Below are 18467 nucleotides of genomic sequence, written 5' to 3' on the forward strand. Positions count from 1 at the left end.
CCAGCCCCCGAAGGGGCTGGCATTACTGTTAATATTCTTCTGCTAAAAGCATTGTGCAGTGATCACCGTCATCTATTATGTACAGCTTTTCCGTTATAGGCTTCTCAGACGGTATAAGATACGTCATACGGTATTCAGGCTCTTCCGAGCTATGAGTAATAGCCTGCATAGGACCAGCTGCACTCAGTTCAAAGACCTGCAAATAGTCTTTTGGAGCAGGCATACGCTCTACACACTCCCAAAGAAACAGCTGTAACTCCAACGGAATCGTACTATCAACGCCACAGGTCAGGTATCGGTTGTTATCAAACACGGTATCATTTCCTCCTTTCGCATTTTTGTTGGCGACAAAAGCTTCTGTCACATTAACAATATACATACGAAAAAAAGAAATAATAGGAATATGGCCGTAAATCGGAAAAAAATGTAATAACAATTATCATTACATGATAATGATATACATATGAAAAATCAAAATAATCGGAATTTTCTCTTGACTTTGCTTTCTGTTTCTCATTATAATAAAAGAAAGACTGAAAAGAATACATCTGATCTGCCTATACCGCCCATTACGGGCGGCTAAGCGGCATATATACATAACAGCAGTGATGTTTTGATATCACTGCTGTGAGGGAAAAGGAAGAAAAATGATAATAAACACAGGGATGCGGACAGATATCCCCGCATTTTACTCAGAATGGTTCATGAACAGGATACGTGAAGGCTACGTTCTTGTGCGTAATCCATATCGTCAGGACTGGATAACACGATATGAGCTTGATCCTGAGATTGTTGACTGTATAGCCTTCTGCACTAAGAATCCTGCTCCGATGCTGAAGTATATTGACGAGCTGAAACGGTTTCATCAATATTGGTTCGTGACTATTACTCCCTACGGAAAAGACATTGAACCTAATGTTCTGGCGAAGGAGCAGGTCATGCAGGACTTCATATCGCTCTCAGAAGCTGTCGGAGTCAACTGTATCGGATGGAGGTATGATCCGATATTCATTGACAGCACATATACCGTTGAACGGCATATATCAGACTTCAAGAAAATGTGTAATACGCTTTCAGGATATACACAAGTTTGTGTTATTAGCTTTATTGACCTGTATGAAAAGGTCAAGCGGAATTTTCCGCAGGCAAGAACAGTAACTCCACAGGAGCGTATCGCCATTGGTAAGGCTTTCGCAGAGATCGGACAGCTTTACGGAATAACGATAAAAGCCTGTGCTGAGGGAAATGACCTCGAGCAGTATGGTGTAGACTGTAACGGCTGCATGACCAAAGAAACATTTGAGGCAGCTATAGGAAGTTACCTTGATATTCCAAAAAAGAAGTCGCAGCGTGCGGAGTGCAGCTGCGTTCTTGGTACAGATATTGGAGCTTACAGTGAAACCGCCTTTTAGCTCAACTTTACAGTACGCCATCAGCTGCCACCAGCTTCTTTTTTTGAAAAATCATAAGAAATTTTCAAAATACTATTGACAACCGATTCATTTTGTGCTTGGGGGAGACAAAAATTTTTTTCAAAAAACCTCTTGACAAACTCTTTGTTTTGTGCATTGTAGCCCTCCAAAGAAATTTCAGGAAAAGTATTGACAACTCCTGAATTTTGTGATATGGGGGAACTTCTGCATCTTACTGTGGTGATCATAACATGTTACCTTCCTTTCATTTTTTATCATAACAACAAAAAAGCCCCATAACAGCAGTGTATTGAACACCGCAGATACGAGGCTTTAATTATTTTTCAGTGTTTATCCTACTTCAAGACAGAACACCATTTTGATATCTCGCCACTGATTTTTCCGTAAATAGCTTCCATGAGCCTTTTTATAGGCTTTCGCCATTTCAAAGGTTATCGGAAACTCCCATGAAATCGTGACTTTAGAACTACTACTTAGAAGCGATAGCAGCCTGTACTGTGGATAGTGTGGCAATCAAACTTCAATTCATTAAAAGCTATATTTCGCTGAAAATTTGATAGAGCAAATACTCTCCATTGTCAGCAGTTATAATCGTATGTTACAAAAACAGGATTTGATATGAGAGGCAGCCATTACGGCTGCCTTTATTTTGTCATTCACCAATTAGCTTCAATATCTCCGCAGGCTTCAGAGTTTTACCAGAGGAAACGAGCTTATCATTGACTACAAGTGCAGGCATTGACATTGCACCGTACTCCATTATCTTCTGCAAGTCTGTGACATACTCGACCTCGATGCCAATTCCCTCAACTGCCTTGACAGTGTTGTCGTAGAGCTGATGGCAGGCTTTACAGCCCGAACCGAGCACCTTGATACAGCAGATACCGTCAACAGGTTCACCGCAGCAAGTCGAAGCTGTCTCAGTTGCAGTCTGCTCTCCGCCGCAACAGCAGCATGAAGTTTCCTCTTTCTTCTCTTCCTTTTTCTTACCAAATAATGCCATGATATATTCCTCCTAAATGATGTAATTCTGAATGAGATTAAAGAAATATCCGACAAGGATAATTCCGACCGTACAGATAGCGATGAAAATGCAAAGCAGCTTAGGCTTTATTGCCCTTTTCAGCATTATCATTGACGGTAGTGACAGCGTAATAACGCCCATCATAAATGCGAGAACTACGCCGATCTTTGCACCCTTTGCGACCAGTGCTTCTGCAATGGGGATACAGCCGAAAATGTCAGCATACATCGGTATACCGCAGATAGTGGCTATGATAACTCCGAACGGGTTGCCGGTTCCGAGAACTATGACTACCCATTCCTCCGGTATCCAGTTGTGAATAATGGCTCCGATTCCAACTCCGACTATGATATAGGGCAAAACTTTCTTTGCCGTTTCAGCTACTTGCTTCCAGGCGTATTTCATTCTATCACGCTTTGTAAGTTCATTCTGCGGAGTGTCAATGCTCTTGCCGTTTCGTATAAACTCCTCCACCTGATCTTCAAGGTGCAGCTTTTCGATAAGCGTACCGCCTGCAACTGCAATAACAAGTCCGACAACCACATATACTACAGCGACCTTCCAGCCGAAAATGCTCATCAGCAGGATAAGTGAACCGAGATCTACCATTGGTGACGATATAAGAAATGAGAACGTCACGCCCAGCGGAAGTCCTGCACTTGTAAAGCCCATGAACAGCGGTATTGAGGAACAGGAGCAGAATGGTGTGATTGTTCCGAGCAAAGCTGCGATACAGTTTGCGCCGATACCGTGGAACCTGCCAAGTATCTTTTTCGTTCTTTCTGGTGGAAAATAGCTCTGTATATAGGTTATCACAAATATCAGCACGCCTAGCAGAACCATTATTTTTATCATGTCATAGATGAAGAATTGCAGACTGCCGCCCAGCTTGCTCTCAGTATCAAGACCACAGGCGTTCAGCAAAGAGCCGATAAGCCTGTTCAGCCATTTCATGCCGAATATCTCATCCTGGATAAAGTCCCACACTATTCTTCATCGCCTCCGAGGATTTCGGTCAGTATCCCTGCTGCTGTCCTGACCATTTCCGGACAGAGCGTTCTGAATAGTCCGTTTGACCTTGCGAAATCCCTGCCTTCGTCTGTTCTGAGGTCACAGCCAAGAATGTCACGGCAGATATATGAACCCTTGCGCTTCTCAAACTCGTCAAGGAACTTAACTGCCATATCACGGCCTTTGGCACGGCTAGCTGTATCATTGAGGTCGAACTGTCCGTATTTCATTCCGAGCACCATCAGCGCACCCGTACACGCACCGCAGACCTCGCCCTTGCACATTCCTCCGCCGAAGCAGGCGCCTATCTGAAAAGCCTGTTTTTCTGTTATACCGAACTGCTCTGCAAACGCCGCAAATACTGCCTGCGAGCACATATAGCCTTTCTCATAATACTGAACTGCTTTTGAAACATTATCCATTTTCTTATCCTCCGATTGTTATATTTAGATGTATCGATTTGTTCCCGCTGTTTAAAGCCGTATGACCATACGGCTTATTTATTGCAGCAATTACAATCGTTTTCATTTACTGCCGTGATCTCTTTCAGGCAGTCCATAGCGATCTTAGCACCTTCCTGCGAAATAGAGTAGTGCATCCACTTGCCATCTTTTCTGCCGACCACAAGTCCGCTGTCGCAGAGCACCTTCATATGGTGAGAGAGTGTTGGTTGACTCAGGTGAAGCTCCTCAAGGAGATGACAGGCGCATAGTTCGCCGTTTTGCAGGATTCTGAATATCTGAACTCTGTTTTCATCACACAGGGCTTTGAATATTACCGTGATTTGCTTGTTTGATAACTCCACGTTCTCACCTCATATTGAAGATTTTCTATATTATATCATACGCATAGAAAAATGTCAATATGTTTTTCTAAATTCTATTACAATCCCAGTCCGTATCCTGCGCCTATCCCTATCACCGCAGACAGAATAATGATCTTGATCGGGTGTACCTTTTTGAACGCAAGCACGGTGGTAACGGCGAATAATCCGAGGAATATCCAAAAGCCCGCTGAAGAAAAAACAGATATACTGATACCAGACGGAAAGAACACTGTCCTCGTAACAGATATAAAGGCTGCACCTATCATTCCGACTACGGCAGGCTTCAATCCAGACATGATACCGCCTACAGCTTTGCTTTTCTCATACTTCTCAAAACACTTTGCAATGATGAGTATAATGATAAATGACGGCAGAACAATACCAAGTGTTGCGATGATTGCTCCGAGCACACCACAAGTTCTCATCCCTACAAATGTAGCCATATTCACTGCAAGCGGTCCGGGTGTGCTTTCACTCAAAGCCACAAAATCGACAAGTTCCTCTTGTGTCAGCCAGCCCTGACGTTCTGCTTCCGCCTGTATCATTGCGATCATTGCATATCCGCCGCCGAATGTGAACGCACCTATTTTCAGAAAGGCAAGAAACAGTTTAATCAGTACCATTGCTTTGCTCCTTTCTGTTCAAAAGCGACCAAATCAAACCAAACAAGCCGCAGCCGATAATGACAAAGACAGCATCAATTTTCAGAAAAGCAGTCAGTACAAGTGAAAGCCCCATGATCGCATAGGAAAACGGTTGCTTTTTCTTCTTCACCTGATGAAACATCATCCACAGGGCTTTCAGTATCAGTGCAAGCACGGCTGCTCTGATACCCATAAAAGCATACCTTACCGGTCTAATGCTCTGAAAATGCGTCAATATCATGGAGATAAGCGAAATGATAAGAAACGATGGCAGGACAACTCCCAGCGTAGCCATGCACGCTCCGAGAAAACCCGATGTTTTATACCCTACAAATGTTGCTGCATTGATAGCGATAGGTCCGGGCGTTGACTCGGAAATTGCAACAATATCAGATATTTCCTTTTCATTCAGCCATTTTTTGTTTTCGCATACTTCCTTCTGGATCAGCGGGATCATTGCATAACCGCCGCCGAAGGTAAAAGCCCCGATCTTCATAAAGGTCAGGAACAATTCAAGATTCTTATTCACAATATCACTCCTACAAAAAATTATACCAAATGAAGTAATATTAGTCAATATCCGAAAATGCCAAGAATATACTTGACATAAGTCGAAAAATATGTTATAATCGACATAAGTCAGAAAGGAGATGCTATTATGCCAAGACCTCAGAAATCACGCCGTATCTGTTGTTATCCCGATTACTGGAGCTTTGCACCCGATCAGGATACAGCAAACGATACGGTCGTTATGTCGCTTGATGAGTTTGAAACGATACGTCTGATAGATTATCAGTCAAAGACGCAGGAACAGTGTGCTCAGGAGATGAACGTGGCGAGAACAACTGTCACGGCGATTTATGACACGGCAAGAAAAAAACTTGCTCAGGCTTTGGTTGAGGGCAGACGCATCATCATTTCAGGCGGAAATTATACTCTTGATAACACGATCTCGGAGAAGATCGCACGGAAAGGAAGCACTATTATGAGAATCGCAGTAACCTATGAAAACGGACAGATCTTTCAGCATTTCGGCAGAACAGAACAGTTCAAGCTCTATGACGTTGCTGACGGAAAGATCATCAACGAGCAGGTAGTTGGAACAATGGGTGCAGGGCATGGTGCGCTTGCGGGATTCCTGAAAAACGCTCAGGCTGACGTTCTGATCTGCGGAGGTATCGGCGGCGGTGCGCAGATGGCTATGAAGGAGGCAGGCATCGCTCTTTACGGCGGTAATATGGGAAGTGCAGATGATGCTGTTGCTGCTTTTCTTGCACAGACACTTGTTCAGAACGAGAACCCTACCTGTGATCATCACGATCACGAACACGGCGAAGGTCATTCCTGCGGAGATCATGGCTGCGGTAATCACTGATGAGAATTGTAACCCTTGTAGAGAATACCTGCGGACATGAAGACTGTATCGCAGAACACGGCCTATCCCTTTACATCGAGACAGAGAAGCATAAGCTCCTGCTTGACACCGGACAGACCGATGCAGTTGTGAAGAATGCGGAAGTTCTCGGAATAGACCTGTCTGCTGTCGATACTGTGATACTAAGTCACGGTCACTATGACCATTCGGGAGGGATACTGCCGTTTGCCGGGGGGAATCCGGAAGCAAGGATAATTATGCAGAAATCCGCAGCAGAGCCCCACTACAACGGAGAACGCTACATCGGAATTGATACAGATATCCTTAAACTGCCGAATATTCAGCTCATAGACGGCGATGTGAAACTTGATGACGAGCTGTTTCTGTTCAGCGGCATCACAGGCAGGAGATGCTATCCGCAGGGGAACAAAAAACTGTCCTGCATAAAAAACGGCGAAAAGGTCTGTGACGATTTCTGTCACGAGCAATGTCTTGTTATCACACAAAACGGTAAGCGCTGGCTTCTGTCGGGCTGCGCTCATAACGGTATACTCAATATCCTCGACAGATACAAGGAACTGTTTGACAGCTATCCCGACTATGTTATCACAGGATTCCACATGATGAAACGTGAAGGAGAGCATACCGAGGAAGAAAAAGCTGTTATCATTCAGACGGCGCAGGAACTCGCAAAGATGAACACTTTCTTTTACAGCGGACATTGCACGGGCATTCCTGCATTCGAGATGATGAAAGATATAATGGGAGATAAGCTCATTGCTTTGCACAGCGGAGAAGAAATACTATAACAAAAAAGCTCTCACAGCCGAAACTGTGAGAGCTCTATTTGTTTATTCAGATAAACACGTTAACGTGAATATCATGCCAGCTTAGTATTCTGCGTTTAGTAGACTTTGCATAGATGTACTTCTTAGCATCGTCCAGATTCAGCGTAAAATAGCCAATCTGAGTATATTTCCGAATTACTTCTTTTCGCTTATTGCAGCCTGAGCAGCAATTGATGAAAAATATAATGCATATCTAAAAGTGCGAGCTGATATTTCCTACACTTTTCCTACAGTTTTAAGAATTTTTCTGCAAAGGTAATACTAGTAAATTCAGCTTTTCTCCTCGAAAAATAGATGCAAAACAGGATTCTATTAAAACATGAAAAACTGCCGAAAATCCGTCAGCGTCGGCTTGTGGTCCCGAAGACCGTGGGTTCGAATCCCATCTCCCACCCTCATGAAATAGTCACTTTCTCAAATGAGAAAGTGACTATTTTCGTTTTTTTCTAAGATTTTTCTAATACAGATGTTTTGAACTGCCGAACATATTGATGAAACAGCTTGTGATAATGGTATCACCGTCAATGTTATGAATAAAAAGTGCCTCCCGTTTATGGGAGGCACAAATATAAATATTGAGCATATTTTTAGGCACTGATATTTGCAGGGATATGTTTACGGCTTGATCTCGCTGCCGCCCCATTCAACGACGGTAAAGCCTTTTCTCTCAAAGGTCTCGAGCTGCTGCGGCTCAATGTCCGCGGATTCTTCAAGGGGAACATAAGCCATGAATACGCGGAGCACGCTGTCAGGTGTCGGGGCGATGTTCAGCTTTGCGGAATTCGTATAGGCATCGCCTTGGAATGAAATGAGGTTATACGCATTATGCTCCATTCTCGGCAGCCAGTATACGATGAACTCATTCATTTCCTCTTCCTTCAGTCCCATATATGTGAGTTTCTCTTTGAGGAAGCTTTCTGTGTCACTGCCTGCAACACAAAAGCCCTGGGAGAAGTCATATCTCATGCGGCAGTTCACAGCGTCCCAGAAGAGATATTTATGATGCGTGCCGTCAGCCTTGTTCAGAAGCAAGCCGTCAGGAGAGGCTGTTACGTCCCAGCCGTTATTATACCTCGGATATGTTGTGGAGAGTTCAGCTTCTGTGAGCTCCAGCTCCACATGAACATCGGTCTCCTGCTCGGGATACAGGTAGATCACAGGCTTGTCAGCAAGCATGTCAAAACGGATAGTCGGAGTTTCATTATCATCTCTGACTGTTCTGAGCCAGCCATAGTTTCCGCAGTATTCTGTAAACACCCATGTGTCATTGTTTTCATTATACCCCAGCTCTTCAAGGCTATCGCCACTTTGGACTATAGCTGCCGTCGGATAGCTTTCATCGGGACCAAGATACAGACTAAGATCGTTTTCTATAACAGTGAACCACGGTCCGTAATCTCTGCGGTGATCAGGCTCAACATAAGCGGTATGATTTTTCGTCAGAGCTCTCAGCTTTGTCAGAACACCCGGCATTCTGTTTGAAACTGCCTTTTTCCGAGAACCGTCGGGATAGCTGACTTCGAGCCTGAACTCGGACTCGCCCCACCCGGGTACGTTTGGATCATTCATGCTCTCGATCATGCTGTCATAGTCCTGAGCCATTATCTCACGATACTCCTGTTCTGAGATATTGAAGACCATAGACTGATGCTTCTGATCAAATGTCCGCTCCTGATAAGACAGCAAATATTTTCCGTCTTCGCAGTAGACTTTGTATAAGATCATTGTTCCTGCGAATCCGCCGCCCTCTTGAGCGCTGACCTCTACAGGCAGCTCCTTTGATCCAAGAAGCGCTTTTCTCATAAGAACAAGGTCGAATATATCGAGCTTGTCGTCGCGGCAGAAGTCCGCAGCTTTCCAGTTGGCAAGCTGTGTATCAGGAGCACCTAAGAGCCACTTCTGGAACAGAACTATATCTGAAATATTGAAATTCCCGTCATTGTTCACATCGCCGCTTACGGACTTTTTCAGCTTGAAGGTATAATCAACAGCGCCGTTATCGAACTTCCTTACAACTGTGCCTGCGGTATCAAGGAAATAGCCTTCGGGGATATTATTATAAAGCAGGTCTATTTCAAAGATATCGGCGTCCTTAAACTGAGAAATATCCCAGTAGTACGGATTCGACGTCATCTGCGGCGCTGCAATATCAACGCTTGCGTACACGCCCTCATCGTCGGAAGAATAACGTATGTCAGGGTCAAGGAATATCTTATCATTTTCGTCGATATCAGCAAGCTTTCCCGTCTCGCCGTCAACGATGCTGAAACGGGCAGTATTGGCGAGAAGCACCGATCGTGCATTGTCAAACACAGCGCAGTCGGCAGTCAGAGTATAGATTTTCGGCTCTTCGGGATCAGGTCTGGCAGTGGACGTGCGTGTCCATGAAACCTTTTCGTTACCGTCTTTCACAGCCTGATAGACATATATCTCATCAATGGAGCCGTCACAGTACATATCACGGACCTGCATCGTACAGTCAGATGTCAGTATTGGCTTAATTATCTCATTTTTGTTCATACTGTCAGGTGCCCAATTGTCACCGAACTGGTCAATGGTCACCGTACAGAATACAACATAATTATCTTTTACTGAAACTTCGCCGTTCAGCTTTGTATATTCGCCGAATTCCTTTACACTGTCGGGAAGCCAGCTGTATATATCGGTCTCGGTGATGTTGAGTTCCTTATCGACGTTAAAGGTATATTCGGCGACAGTGGGCGGTTCCCAGTCATCACCTGTATCCTTTTCCGAGGGCTTGACTTGTACATGAGGATCAACAAGCTTCAGTTCGAGGTCTCCTTCTGCCTGCGGCTGGTATACGAATACTTCAAAACAGGTCTCGGTCATATCGCTCAGGTAAATGTCATGCTTTAATATCTGTCTGCTGTTTGCATCAGTACGCAGTTCATAGCCGTAAGTGTCGCTGCTTTTTCCTTTTCCCGCGCGATTGGGATAAACGATGCAGATAAGCCCATTGCCGATACGGGTCGCTCCATAGGTATTGCGGAACTCTACAGCCGACTCAAAATCAGTCGGTATCCAGTCGGGAAGCTTTGCAGCAGCGCCTGTCTCCTCTGCGTAAACATTCGTGAGCACGGACACACTCATGCTCTCTGCGGAAAAAGAAATGATCGCTGTTGAAGCTGCTATCACAGCAGCTAAGATTTTCTTTAACATATAACGTCACCTGCCATTCTTGAATTTTGCGGAATTTAACTGCTGCTTTCATTATATAATGCTGTTATCATAAAAGCAAGAGAGATAAATCCATTTTATCGGAACAGATTTCCTTATATACATTAACGGACAAGCAAGTCGTGATGTGCGGCTGAAATCGTAAACTTTTTATGAACTTATGAGCCTGACAAAAAATACCATATCAGCTGTCTGCACTAAATATTTGATTGCTGAATTTGACCACGCAGTACAACTCCCTTTTGTAATGCAAACAGCATTGCTCCCAAAGCCTTACGGCTTATCCTGTATTATATTGCCATAAAGCAATATCTGCCAAATGAAGAACGATACCGATCGAACTGTATTTTCTGAAGGACTGCCATATGGCAGTTCTGTTTTGTATATTTACATTGTATTGGCGATATGCTATAATAGGTGATAAGAAGCCCCAAAAAGGAGTTAAAAATGGAAAAAATTGAAATAGATGATATCATAAAGGAGCAGCAACAGGCGGTGCAAGTGGTATCGGGAATTTGGCTGTTTATAGCCAATGCAACGGAGATTAACGTGATTGTTAACGCCTGTTGACGGATTTCCAGGTGCAGTTGGTAGACTTTCACGGGTAGAAATGATACGATGGATTCATCAGGAAAAACTATCGCCGAGCGATAGAAGGAGGAATTCATCTATGATAAAACTCATCAGAAACATAAGCCCGTTCAACAACAGAACAGATATGCCGGCCGCTATGTTAGTTATTAAAAAGCTTCTTGCGTTCATACTATGCTTTGCGGCAGGCACACTTTTAGGCAATGCCGTTGTCATAGGCGCGATGATCGTCGGCGGAAAAAAGTTTTTACAGGGCGAGACTTTCACCGAAAGCACTATGGAACTGCTTGGTCTGTATGCTATGGCAGGAATGATAGCCGCAAGTGTTCTTTACTGGAAGATCATAGAAAAAAGAAATCTCTCCGAAATGGGTGTGACCGGGCGCATCGGAGGCTTGTTTGTAGGCGCTCTCATAGGCACCGTATTGCTGTTTGTCTGTGTTGCTGCGATCATGTTAACGGGCAGTATCAGATTTAAAGGCATATCAAAGGAGCCTGATCTCACCATGATATTGCTTATGCTTGGAGGATTCGTCATTCAGGGAGCTGCCGAGGAATTCCTTTGCAGAGGGCTCGTTCTCTGCTCCCTCAAGGACAGAGTGCCGCTTCCGATAGCTGTTGGCGCAAGCACACTGGCATTCATTTACCCTCACTGGAGTACACTCCGCGGATTCAAGCCGCAGTACATCTTCTCAGGCGTGCTTGGCCTAATCGTTATTTCGTGCGTATTCTCATTCATTACGCTCCGCACAAAGAGCATATGGGCTGCCTGCGGACTTCATTCCGTATGGAATTTCTGCCTCAGCTGCGTTCTGGGACTTGATCTCAGCGGCAGCGAGGGAGCTTCAACTGCACTGATCGATATGAGAAGTGTTGGGGAAAATCTTCTCAACGGCGGCAAATACGGCATTGAAGCAAGCATTATTTCCGACATTATCATAGCTGTACTTGCAGCTGTGACAGGATACATGGTCATCAAAACGAGAAAAAGGAGAGCTGAAAATGGAGTTCAATAACAAGCTTTACGAGCTTCGCAAGCAGAAAGGATTTTCTCAGGAGGAGCTTGCGAACCGTCTGAACGTTTCAAGGCAGACCGTTTCAAAATGGGAGGTGGGCGATTCTACACCCGATATGGAGAAGCTCGTCGCTATCAGTGACCTGTTCGGAGTCTCGCTTGACGAACTGGTGCTGAACAAAGCCCCTGAGCCCGAGCCTGCACCTGCTCAGGAGTCGCCTGCAAAGGCTGATCTTTATACGGACATCAAGGAACACGTCCTGACTGATAAAAACAGGAAAAAAGCCAAAAAAGGCGTAAAGATAGCTCTTATAATCTTAGGTGTTATCCTTGCAATAGATGCAGTATCCTTTGTCGTTTATGTAGCTCTTAACGGCTTTCCTAAATAGTAAAAAAGGTATCGACCGAAGGCCGATACCTTTTTCTTATGCTTCTTTTTTAACAAGCTTTATTGCTGTGTTCAGCAGTGCCTTGTAATTCAGGACAAGGATCGCCGCTGTAAATGCGACCTCCCATATGAGCCAGCTTTGGAAGCCGAATATAACAGGCAGGCACATCAGCAGAATGATAATCGTGTTTGCCGCAGTTCTTATTACCGAGAAATTAAACGGCACAAAACGCCTTGTATCTACCATACGGATAAGGTAGCTGAACAGGTAGCTCAGGAATGTTGCCAGTGCCGCACCCTGAATGCCAAATTTGGGTATCATTGTAAGATTAAGTACTATGTTGGAAATAACTACTGCAAGCATTGTATAGAATGCATTCTTTGTATGCTTGGTAGCTGTGTATATTCCTGCAAGGAACAGGTTCAGGCAGGTAAATACGGAAGCCGCAATAAGCAGCGGTGCATACTTGAATGCAGTGCGGTATTCCTCAAAGGTACCGGTGTTGATAAGTACTGCGGATACAGGCTTGATGAACAGTATCAGTACTGCCGAGCCCAGAAACAGCATCGCCTCATAAGCGCTGTAGACCTTTTCATAGAAGATGTTGCGGTCTGCGGAATCATTTTCGGTTATAGCGGACATATTCCACGCCTGAAAGAAAATAGAGGACACAACTGCAAGCAGATTAGGTATTTTTGTTGCCGCAGCGTATACTCCCGCAGCGTCCTCACCGAGAAATACACGGTCGCTGTGCATATTTCCTATGAACAACTGGTCTGAAAAGCCCGTGAACGCCCACATTACCGTGGTAGGGATAAGGGGCAGGGAGAATTTCAGCATTTCCTTTCCGAGAGATATGCTGAATCCGTTTATTCCAACGAACTGCCACTGTTTGCCAGCAATGAAAAGGAAGATCACAGAAATAATATCCGAGATTATAACGGCTATAAGGAATCCGTTTACTCCAAGGCCAAGAAATGCTATGAATATGAGGTTGAATACGAACAGCGCCATTGTGAACAGTATTCCCTCTATGGCGAACAGCTTTACCTGTTCCCTTGCACGCACGAACTGTGAACACAGTGTTCGCGCCGACGATGTGAATACCAGCAGGTACAGAAGCAGAGAATATCCGTTTATAGGACTGAAAACAGGTATCAGCTGCAGCATCGGCACCGCAGGTATCATAAGCAGCATTCCCGCAAGCATGAATACAGCTATGGTGGTGAAGACCTGCTTTTTGTCATAGTTCTTGTCAAGTCCGTAACGCACTATGGCTTCTGTCAGCGAAAACGTGAATACAGGCAGAAGAAACAGCACGAGAGTCTCAAGGATAGACTTGGCATACAGGTCAGCAGGATTGATATACTTTGTATATAAATTATTTAGGAGCAGCGAAAAGATTTTTGCTCCGAAGCTTCCTACGGCGAATATAGCCGTATTCAGCACAAGAAGTTTGTATTTATTCATATAGTTTCCTCCGAAACAGTCTAAGAGATATTATATCACATTTTTTTCTGTTTGTCATCACTTTACAAAATATTCACAATTATTGATAAAAATCAATCCACACCACCACAAAAATGGGCAAAAATAATGATGCTTCGTCTGACATAAAGGGGGATCCCTGTCACTATGCACTAAAAGCGCTCCCGTGATTTATATGATATGCCAAAATTTTCCCTGTCATGCAGCAATCCCGACATTTTCTGACACATATCAGGTACAAACGCTTTAAGGGAGCTATTCGTACTAAGTAACCGAATTTACATTTTATTGTTATGATATATTCATTGACTTGGTACAAAAAAGGTGTTATCATAAAAAAAAACACTTGAAAAGGAGGAATCTTCCATGAAAAAGACTTTATTGGCAACTGCTTTAATAGGTACCGTCCTGCTTTCGGGCTGCGGTGCCAGCGAAAAAATGGCAACCTCATCAGCAGCGGATTACCGAATGAACGACGCCGTTGCAGGCGATTACTACAAGAAAGAGGACAATATCGAGCCTGAGACCAATGCTCCCTCAGATCTTGAAGCTACCGAGCTTTTCAACACAGAGTACACCCAGTCCGAGATAAGGGCTATAAACACTCAGATGCTGGTCTACTCATGTGATATGAGTATCGATGTCCTCGAATTCGATAAGGCCGTTGACCAGATACACGATCTCATCAACAAAAATAATGGCTTTATCGAAAATGAGAGATACTCCGACGGCGGCTCTTCGAGCCAGTGGCGTTACGCAGATGAGGAGAAGTGGAAGAACTTCTACGCCGTTATAAGAATTCCAAGTGCACAGTACGAAGATTTCTGCAAGTCTATCGAATCCGTAGGCGATATGCGAAGCAAAAACGCCTCGGTACAGAATCTGACCACCGAATACTCCGACCTCAAGACCACCCTCGGCATTTATGAAGCCAAAGAGGATCGCTACCTCGATATGCTGAAGGAAATAAAGGATCAGAACAAGGCTGTCTCCATTGAGCAGGAGCTCACCAATATCCAGATAGAGATCGCAAGGATAAAGACCCGAATGAACAACATCGAAAATGATGTTGCTTACTCCTATATAAATCTCAACGTCAACGAAGTCCGTGAATACACAGAGAAGCCTGTTGTGAAAAAGACCGATACTTTCGGTCAGAGACTGGGCAACACCCTTTCAAGCACATGGCACACCTTCCTTGACTTCCTTGAGGGCGCACTCTTCTTTATTATCAGAGTACTCCCATATCTGCTGCTCCTCGGTATCTTTACATTCATTATCGTCAAGATAATAAAGCTCATCATACGCGCCAGCGAAAAGTCCAGAAAAAAGCGCTACGATAAAATGGTAAGAGAAGGCAAAATAAACAATGGTCCGCTGTTCCCCAACGGCAATAACATGGTAATGCCTCCTCCGCCTATGCAGAACAATGCTCCAATGCCAGTGCAGAACGGTGCACCTGCTCCCAATCCCCCTGCACCTCCTGCCAATAATAATACAGGAGCTGCAAACAATACCCCGGCCCCGAACAAGGCTCCCGATAACAATAAAGATAACAAGAAATAAAAACAAGTCCCCACAAATTCAGTTTGTGGGGACTTTTATCATTTGATGTTTCAGCTCAGAAGAGACAGTACCTTTCCAAGGAGGAATTCCTGTATCCTGAGAGCGTCGTTTGAGGTGATGCCCTCTGTGGACTTGTCAACGTCGCCGTTGAGCCAGCCCTGCTCCGTGATAGCGTTCTTGTCGCTGCCGTTCAAGCCGTACTTATTTGGATTAGCCAGAGCCTGCATGATAAGAACTACGTCTGACATATCAACTTCGCCGTCGTTATTGGCGTCGCCCGCCTTTGTAACCACTGCATTAGGTGCTGTTGCAGTGGTAGTCTCGGGAGCTTTAGTCACTGTAGATGTGACAGTCGATGTGGTTGAGGTTGTTGTCGGTGCCGCAGTAGTCGTTGTGCTTGTTGTTGTAGAAGTTGTGGTTGTAGTAGTCGTAGTTGTGGTAGTTGTTGTAACTACAGGTGCAGAAGCAGCAACATACTTGTCTATGGTATCTGCCCAGAATGAGCCCATTTTCTTGTAGCCGCCGCCGTTGGGATGGAGCTGGTCCGTGCCGATATCGTTCATGCCGTTAAGACAGCCGTGAACATCTGCAAACTTGACATTCTTGCCCTTTGCTGCATAGTCCTCAGCAACTTTCTTGACGGTGCTGTTGTAGTTTGCTACTCTCTGAGCATTACCGCCGTAGGCTGTAAACTCAGGGATAGAGCCCATGAATACCACGCTGCCCGAGGGAAGATCACCGAGGATATAGTCCATAAGATCGTGGAGATCGCTCTCGCAGTCGCTCATGGAGCGGTTAGCCGTCATGTCATTAGTACCGATGATAAGGAGAACTATATCGGGCTGAGCCTGCTTTACTGCATTCTTGCTCTTGAGCTTTTCAAGGAGACCGTTCTCGCCCCAGCTTGGGATAGGATACTGCTGCTTGATAGTATAGCCGCTGTAGCCTGCGTTGTTGTCATCATATGTGATGCCGTTGGCAGACGCACTGTTCTGTCCCTCGGGACCTACCATGTCTATCTTGGTATAGCCCATTTTCTTCAGCTCGTCATAGAGGTACTTTCTGTAGCCGCCATTTTCGCCCATACCAAAGGTGATAGAGTCACCGATAGGCATGATCTTAATGGTCTGGTTCTTGTCGATATTACTTGTGCCTGTGCCTGGATTATCGAAGCTTACACTTGGAACATCAACTGTTCCCTGTCCTGTAACAACAGAAGAAGCCTTGCCTTTTTCAGCTGCCTGAACAGAGTCGATGTAAAAGTCGCAGAGGTCGCCCGAGTTCTCCACAGTCTCGATATACAGTATCATATCCGTACCGTTATCGGGGATAGTGAACTCTGTATTCTCAAGCTTTGTCCACTCCGCGCTCTTGGTATCGCAGTCAGCTATCTTGGTATAGGTCGCACTGTTGCCGCTGCCCTGCTGGAGTGACATCTGCATTTTGACGTTTTCTCCGGTTCTTTGAAGAACAGCCGTACTGAAGCTGTATGTATTTCCGGGTACGAAAGTGTTTGGATCAAGCGTTATACCGCAGCCGTTCCACTCACTTGCTCTTCCTGTTACAGAGAGAGACTGTTTTCCGTCATAGTAGTTTGATGTATCTGTTTTAACGGTCGCATCGCCTCTGGCTGTCCAGTCATCAGAGCCGCTCTCGAATGTACTTGTAAAATAAACACCGTCTTCACCTGCACTTACTGTCTGTTCTGGTGTGGGCGTCGGTTCGGTATCGAGACCGTCGGGGTAAACGTTTACGCTCTTTACATTAGCAGAGCCGTTCGACCTGTAGCCCTCGATATTCAGTGATACCTCATAGAGAGTACCTGTCATGTCAAGACCTGCCTTCGACCATGCGTCGAAGTGCTTTCCGACGCTGACAACGCCATTCATGTAGTTGGTGGTATTGTTCTTGGAGCCGCTTACCTGACGGACGCTCCAGTACTGCGGGAATGTCTGTGTACCGTCCAGTGACGGCTGATTGTAGCGCATACTCTTATAAATATCGTAGGTGTTGTTGTTGAGAGTGACCGTGCCCTTTCTCTCAACACCGTTATCTCCGGGCGGACGCCAGTCGCCCCAGCCCTCAACGATATAGTACTCCATAAGAGGATTCCTTGTCCAGCCGTACACGCACATATAGGAATTGCCCTTTGGCGAGTACTCGACGTCGTAGGTAAGAGTTATGTCGCTGCCTATCTGCTTGTAAGTCTTTTTCTGAGTGTCGTAGTTCTTGCCCATACGAGCCAGGAAGTTCTCGATGTTGCTCCACGAGCAGGTAAACGAACCTGCCGACGGATTCATGGATACCTGTCCCTGACCGTTCTGGTTCCACATCTCATAGTCAAAACCGCCTATGTTGCCTCTGTCCTGAGCATCTTCAGCATTTACAGCAGGAACCGAGGGGACGCCTGCTGCGATAAGCATTGCCGATACGGAGGCACTGATCACACGTTTTAAGCCTTTTAAGCCCATAATATCACTCCTTGTCTTAATATCCGTTTTTTGCCTATGTTTTTTGATTTTGTTCGGTTCGGTCTCAACAGTGCAGGAGACCTTACCGATACTATGTCACGCACCTAATGCTTACAATTATACTATACACCATTCGCGCAGATTTGTAAAGGTTACACAGAAAAAAAGCCTAAAAGATCAGAAAAAAATACCGTTAAAAAGGTGACCGCTTCCTGAATCGGAAGCGGTCACAAGGCTTTACACTTATTTTCTCCTGCAAGCATATCGCTCTTACATCTCACAGGATATCTTTTATATTAACCTCTCTTCTTTACAGTTATATAATACCATACTTATCAACATAAATGATGTATTTTTTATTAACATTGCACTGTTTAATCTGAATTTTGTAGCCTTGAACAATAAACAGCATTTTCATTTGTGAAAGTTGACAAGTATCTGCACTGACGTTCCGATGACTATACGAAAATAAGGACTCCTGCTTGCAGCAGCATAATAGGTCGGCAGCTTACTATGCTAAGCTCCGCGGCAGAATAATGCCATAAACAGCAAAAACGGCTGAATTATCAGCCGTTTTCACCATGAACAC

The 18467-nt window shown here is 44.9% G+C and carries 18 protein-coding genes; 7 read left to right on the top strand and 11 right to left on the bottom strand.

Translation table 11 applies throughout. The features are described 5' to 3' along the window. Positions 1-28: 28 nt before the first annotated feature. Entirely contained in the window at positions 29-313 is a 285-nt protein-coding gene (locus tag N774_RS0109330; RefSeq protein ID WP_024860982.1) for a DUF960 domain-containing protein, read from the bottom strand. Positions 314-647: 334 nt separating this feature from the next. Here N774_RS0109330 and N774_RS0109335 point away from each other — a divergent pair, with 334 nt between their 5' ends. Next, positions 648-1412: a DUF1848 domain-containing protein gene (locus N774_RS0109335; protein ID WP_024860983.1), complete on the top strand. Its 765-nt coding sequence runs from the start codon at positions 648-650 to the stop codon at positions 1410-1412. Positions 1413-1432: 20 nt separating this feature from the next. Here N774_RS0109335 and N774_RS0109340 read toward each other — a convergent pair whose 3' ends face one another. The 7 genes from N774_RS0109340 to N774_RS0109370 form a co-directional block, all read right to left on the bottom strand. After that, entirely contained in the window at positions 1433-1660 is a 228-nt protein-coding gene (locus N774_RS0109340; RefSeq protein WP_024860984.1) for a hypothetical protein, read from the bottom strand. Positions 1661-2085: 425 nt separating this feature from the next. Next, positions 2086-2436, bottom strand: a complete 351-nt coding sequence (locus N774_RS0109345) for a thioredoxin family protein (RefSeq protein WP_024860985.1) — start codon at positions 2434-2436, stop codon at positions 2086-2088. Between the two features lie 12 nt (positions 2437-2448). Further along, complete coding sequence (locus tag N774_RS0109350) at positions 2449-3411, bottom strand: permease (RefSeq protein WP_051463433.1); 963 nt, start codon at positions 3409-3411, stop codon at positions 2449-2451. 32 nt (positions 3412-3443) lie between these two features. Beyond that, complete coding sequence (locus N774_RS0109355; RefSeq protein WP_024860987.1) at positions 3444-3890, bottom strand: C-GCAxxG-C-C family protein; 447 nt, start codon at positions 3888-3890, stop codon at positions 3444-3446. A gap of 74 nt (positions 3891-3964) precedes the next feature. Further along, positions 3965-4273 (bottom strand): ArsR/SmtB family transcription factor, encoded by a 309-nt coding sequence (locus N774_RS0109360; RefSeq protein ID WP_024860988.1) that lies wholly within the window; start codon positions 4271-4273, stop codon positions 3965-3967. A 77-nt stretch (positions 4274-4350) separates the two neighbouring features. Continuing rightward, a complete protein-coding gene (locus N774_RS0109365) occupies positions 4351-4917 on the bottom strand; it encodes a chromate transporter (protein ID WP_024860989.1) in 567 nt (188 codons plus the stop codon). Then, entirely contained in the window at positions 4904-5467 is a 564-nt protein-coding gene (locus N774_RS0109370) for a chromate transporter (protein WP_024860990.1), read from the bottom strand. The genes N774_RS0109365 and N774_RS0109370 overlap by 14 nt, the downstream gene beginning before the upstream one ends. 129 nt (positions 5468-5596) lie before the next feature. Here N774_RS0109370 and N774_RS0109375 point away from each other — a divergent pair, with 129 nt between their 5' ends. Together N774_RS0109375 and N774_RS0109380 are read left to right on the top strand one after the other, a co-directional pair. Beyond that, positions 5597-6313 (top strand): DUF134 domain-containing protein, encoded by a 717-nt coding sequence (locus N774_RS0109375; protein ID WP_024860991.1) that lies wholly within the window; start codon positions 5597-5599, stop codon positions 6311-6313. After that, positions 6313-7122 (top strand): MBL fold metallo-hydrolase, encoded by an 810-nt coding sequence (locus N774_RS0109380; protein WP_024860992.1) that lies wholly within the window; start codon positions 6313-6315, stop codon positions 7120-7122. The genes N774_RS0109375 and N774_RS0109380 overlap by 1 nt, the downstream gene beginning before the upstream one ends. Before the next feature lie 654 nt (positions 7123-7776). Here N774_RS0109380 and N774_RS19815 read toward each other — a convergent pair. Then, entirely contained in the window at positions 7777-10341 is a 2565-nt protein-coding gene (locus N774_RS19815; RefSeq protein WP_024860993.1) for a dockerin type I repeat-containing protein, read from the bottom strand. A 465-nt stretch (positions 10342-10806) separates the two neighbouring features. On the opposite strand from N774_RS19815, the gene N774_RS19970 reads away from it, so the two are divergent. From N774_RS19970 to N774_RS0109400, 3 genes are all read left to right on the top strand, one after another. Next, on the top strand, positions 10807-10929 hold the full coding sequence (locus tag N774_RS19970; RefSeq protein WP_278245158.1) for a hypothetical protein: 123 nt from the start codon (positions 10807-10809) through the stop codon (positions 10927-10929). Positions 10930-11029: 100 nt separating this feature from the next. Then, a complete protein-coding gene (locus N774_RS0109395; RefSeq protein WP_024860994.1) occupies positions 11030-11965 on the top strand; it encodes a CPBP family intramembrane glutamic endopeptidase in 936 nt (311 codons plus the stop codon). Further along, complete coding sequence (locus tag N774_RS0109400; RefSeq protein WP_024860995.1) at positions 11952-12353, top strand: helix-turn-helix domain-containing protein; 402 nt, start codon at positions 11952-11954, stop codon at positions 12351-12353. Before N774_RS0109395 ends, N774_RS0109400 begins: the two co-directional genes overlap by 14 nt. A 36-nt stretch (positions 12354-12389) precedes the next feature. On the opposite strand, the gene N774_RS0109405 is transcribed toward N774_RS0109400, so the two are convergent. Beyond that, on the bottom strand, positions 12390-13823 hold the full coding sequence (locus N774_RS0109405) for a polysaccharide biosynthesis C-terminal domain-containing protein (RefSeq protein ID WP_024860996.1): 1434 nt from the start codon (positions 13821-13823) through the stop codon (positions 12390-12392). 384 nt (positions 13824-14207) lie between these two features. On the opposite strand from N774_RS0109405, the gene N774_RS0109410 reads away from it, so the two are divergent. Beyond that, positions 14208-15407 carry a DUF4349 domain-containing protein gene (locus N774_RS0109410; RefSeq protein WP_024860997.1) on the top strand — a complete coding sequence of 400 codons (1200 nt, stop codon included), beginning with the start codon at positions 14208-14210 and terminating at the stop codon, positions 15405-15407. 50 nt (positions 15408-15457) lie between these two features. On the opposite strand, the gene N774_RS18270 is transcribed toward N774_RS0109410, so the two are convergent. Further along, complete coding sequence (locus tag N774_RS18270; protein WP_024860998.1) at positions 15458-17878, bottom strand: glycoside hydrolase family 11 protein; 2421 nt, start codon at positions 17876-17878, stop codon at positions 15458-15460. Between the last annotated feature and the right edge of the window lie 589 nt (positions 17879-18467).

It is taken from the genome of Ruminococcus flavefaciens AE3010 (genome assembly GCF_000526795.1).
GTDB lineage: Bacteria > Bacillota > Clostridia > Oscillospirales > Ruminococcaceae > Ruminococcus > Ruminococcus flavefaciens_D.

Excerpts from the sequence above, each read along its gene's own strand:
- N774_RS0109335 (WP_024860983.1), top strand. The coding sequence starts at position 648 with ATGATAATAAACACAGGGATGCGGACAGATATCCCCGCATTTTACTCA.
- N774_RS0109340 (WP_024860984.1), bottom strand. The coding sequence starts at position 1,660 with ATGATCACCACAGTAAGATGCAGAAGTTCCCCCATATCACAAAATTCA.
- N774_RS0109345 (WP_024860985.1), bottom strand. The coding sequence starts at position 2,436 with ATGGCATTATTTGGTAAGAAAAAGGAAGAGAAGAAAGAGGAAACTTCA.
- N774_RS0109350 (WP_051463433.1), bottom strand. The coding sequence starts at position 3,411 with ATGAAATGGCTGAACAGGCTTATCGGCTCTTTGCTGAACGCCTGTGGT.
- N774_RS0109355 (WP_024860987.1), bottom strand. The coding sequence starts at position 3,890 with ATGGATAATGTTTCAAAAGCAGTTCAGTATTATGAGAAAGGCTATATG.
- N774_RS0109365 (WP_024860989.1), bottom strand. The coding sequence starts at position 4,917 with ATGGTACTGATTAAACTGTTTCTTGCCTTTCTGAAAATAGGTGCGTTC.
- N774_RS0109375 (WP_024860991.1), top strand. The coding sequence starts at position 5,597 with ATGCCAAGACCTCAGAAATCACGCCGTATCTGTTGTTATCCCGATTAC.
- N774_RS0109380 (WP_024860992.1), top strand. The coding sequence starts at position 6,313 with ATGAGAATTGTAACCCTTGTAGAGAATACCTGCGGACATGAAGACTGT.
- N774_RS19815 (WP_024860993.1), bottom strand. The coding sequence starts at position 10,341 with ATGTTAAAGAAAATCTTAGCTGCTGTGATAGCAGCTTCAACAGCGATC.
- N774_RS19970 (WP_278245158.1), top strand. The coding sequence starts at position 10,807 with ATGGAAAAAATTGAAATAGATGATATCATAAAGGAGCAGCAACAGGCG.
- N774_RS0109395 (WP_024860994.1), top strand. The coding sequence starts at position 11,030 with ATGATAAAACTCATCAGAAACATAAGCCCGTTCAACAACAGAACAGAT.
- N774_RS0109400 (WP_024860995.1), top strand. The coding sequence starts at position 11,952 with ATGGAGTTCAATAACAAGCTTTACGAGCTTCGCAAGCAGAAAGGATTT.
- N774_RS0109405 (WP_024860996.1), bottom strand. The coding sequence starts at position 13,823 with ATGAATAAATACAAACTTCTTGTGCTGAATACGGCTATATTCGCCGTA.
- N774_RS0109410 (WP_024860997.1), top strand. The coding sequence starts at position 14,208 with ATGAAAAAGACTTTATTGGCAACTGCTTTAATAGGTACCGTCCTGCTT.
- N774_RS18270 (WP_024860998.1), bottom strand. The coding sequence starts at position 17,878 with ATGGGCTTAAAAGGCTTAAAACGTGTGATCAGTGCCTCCGTATCGGCA.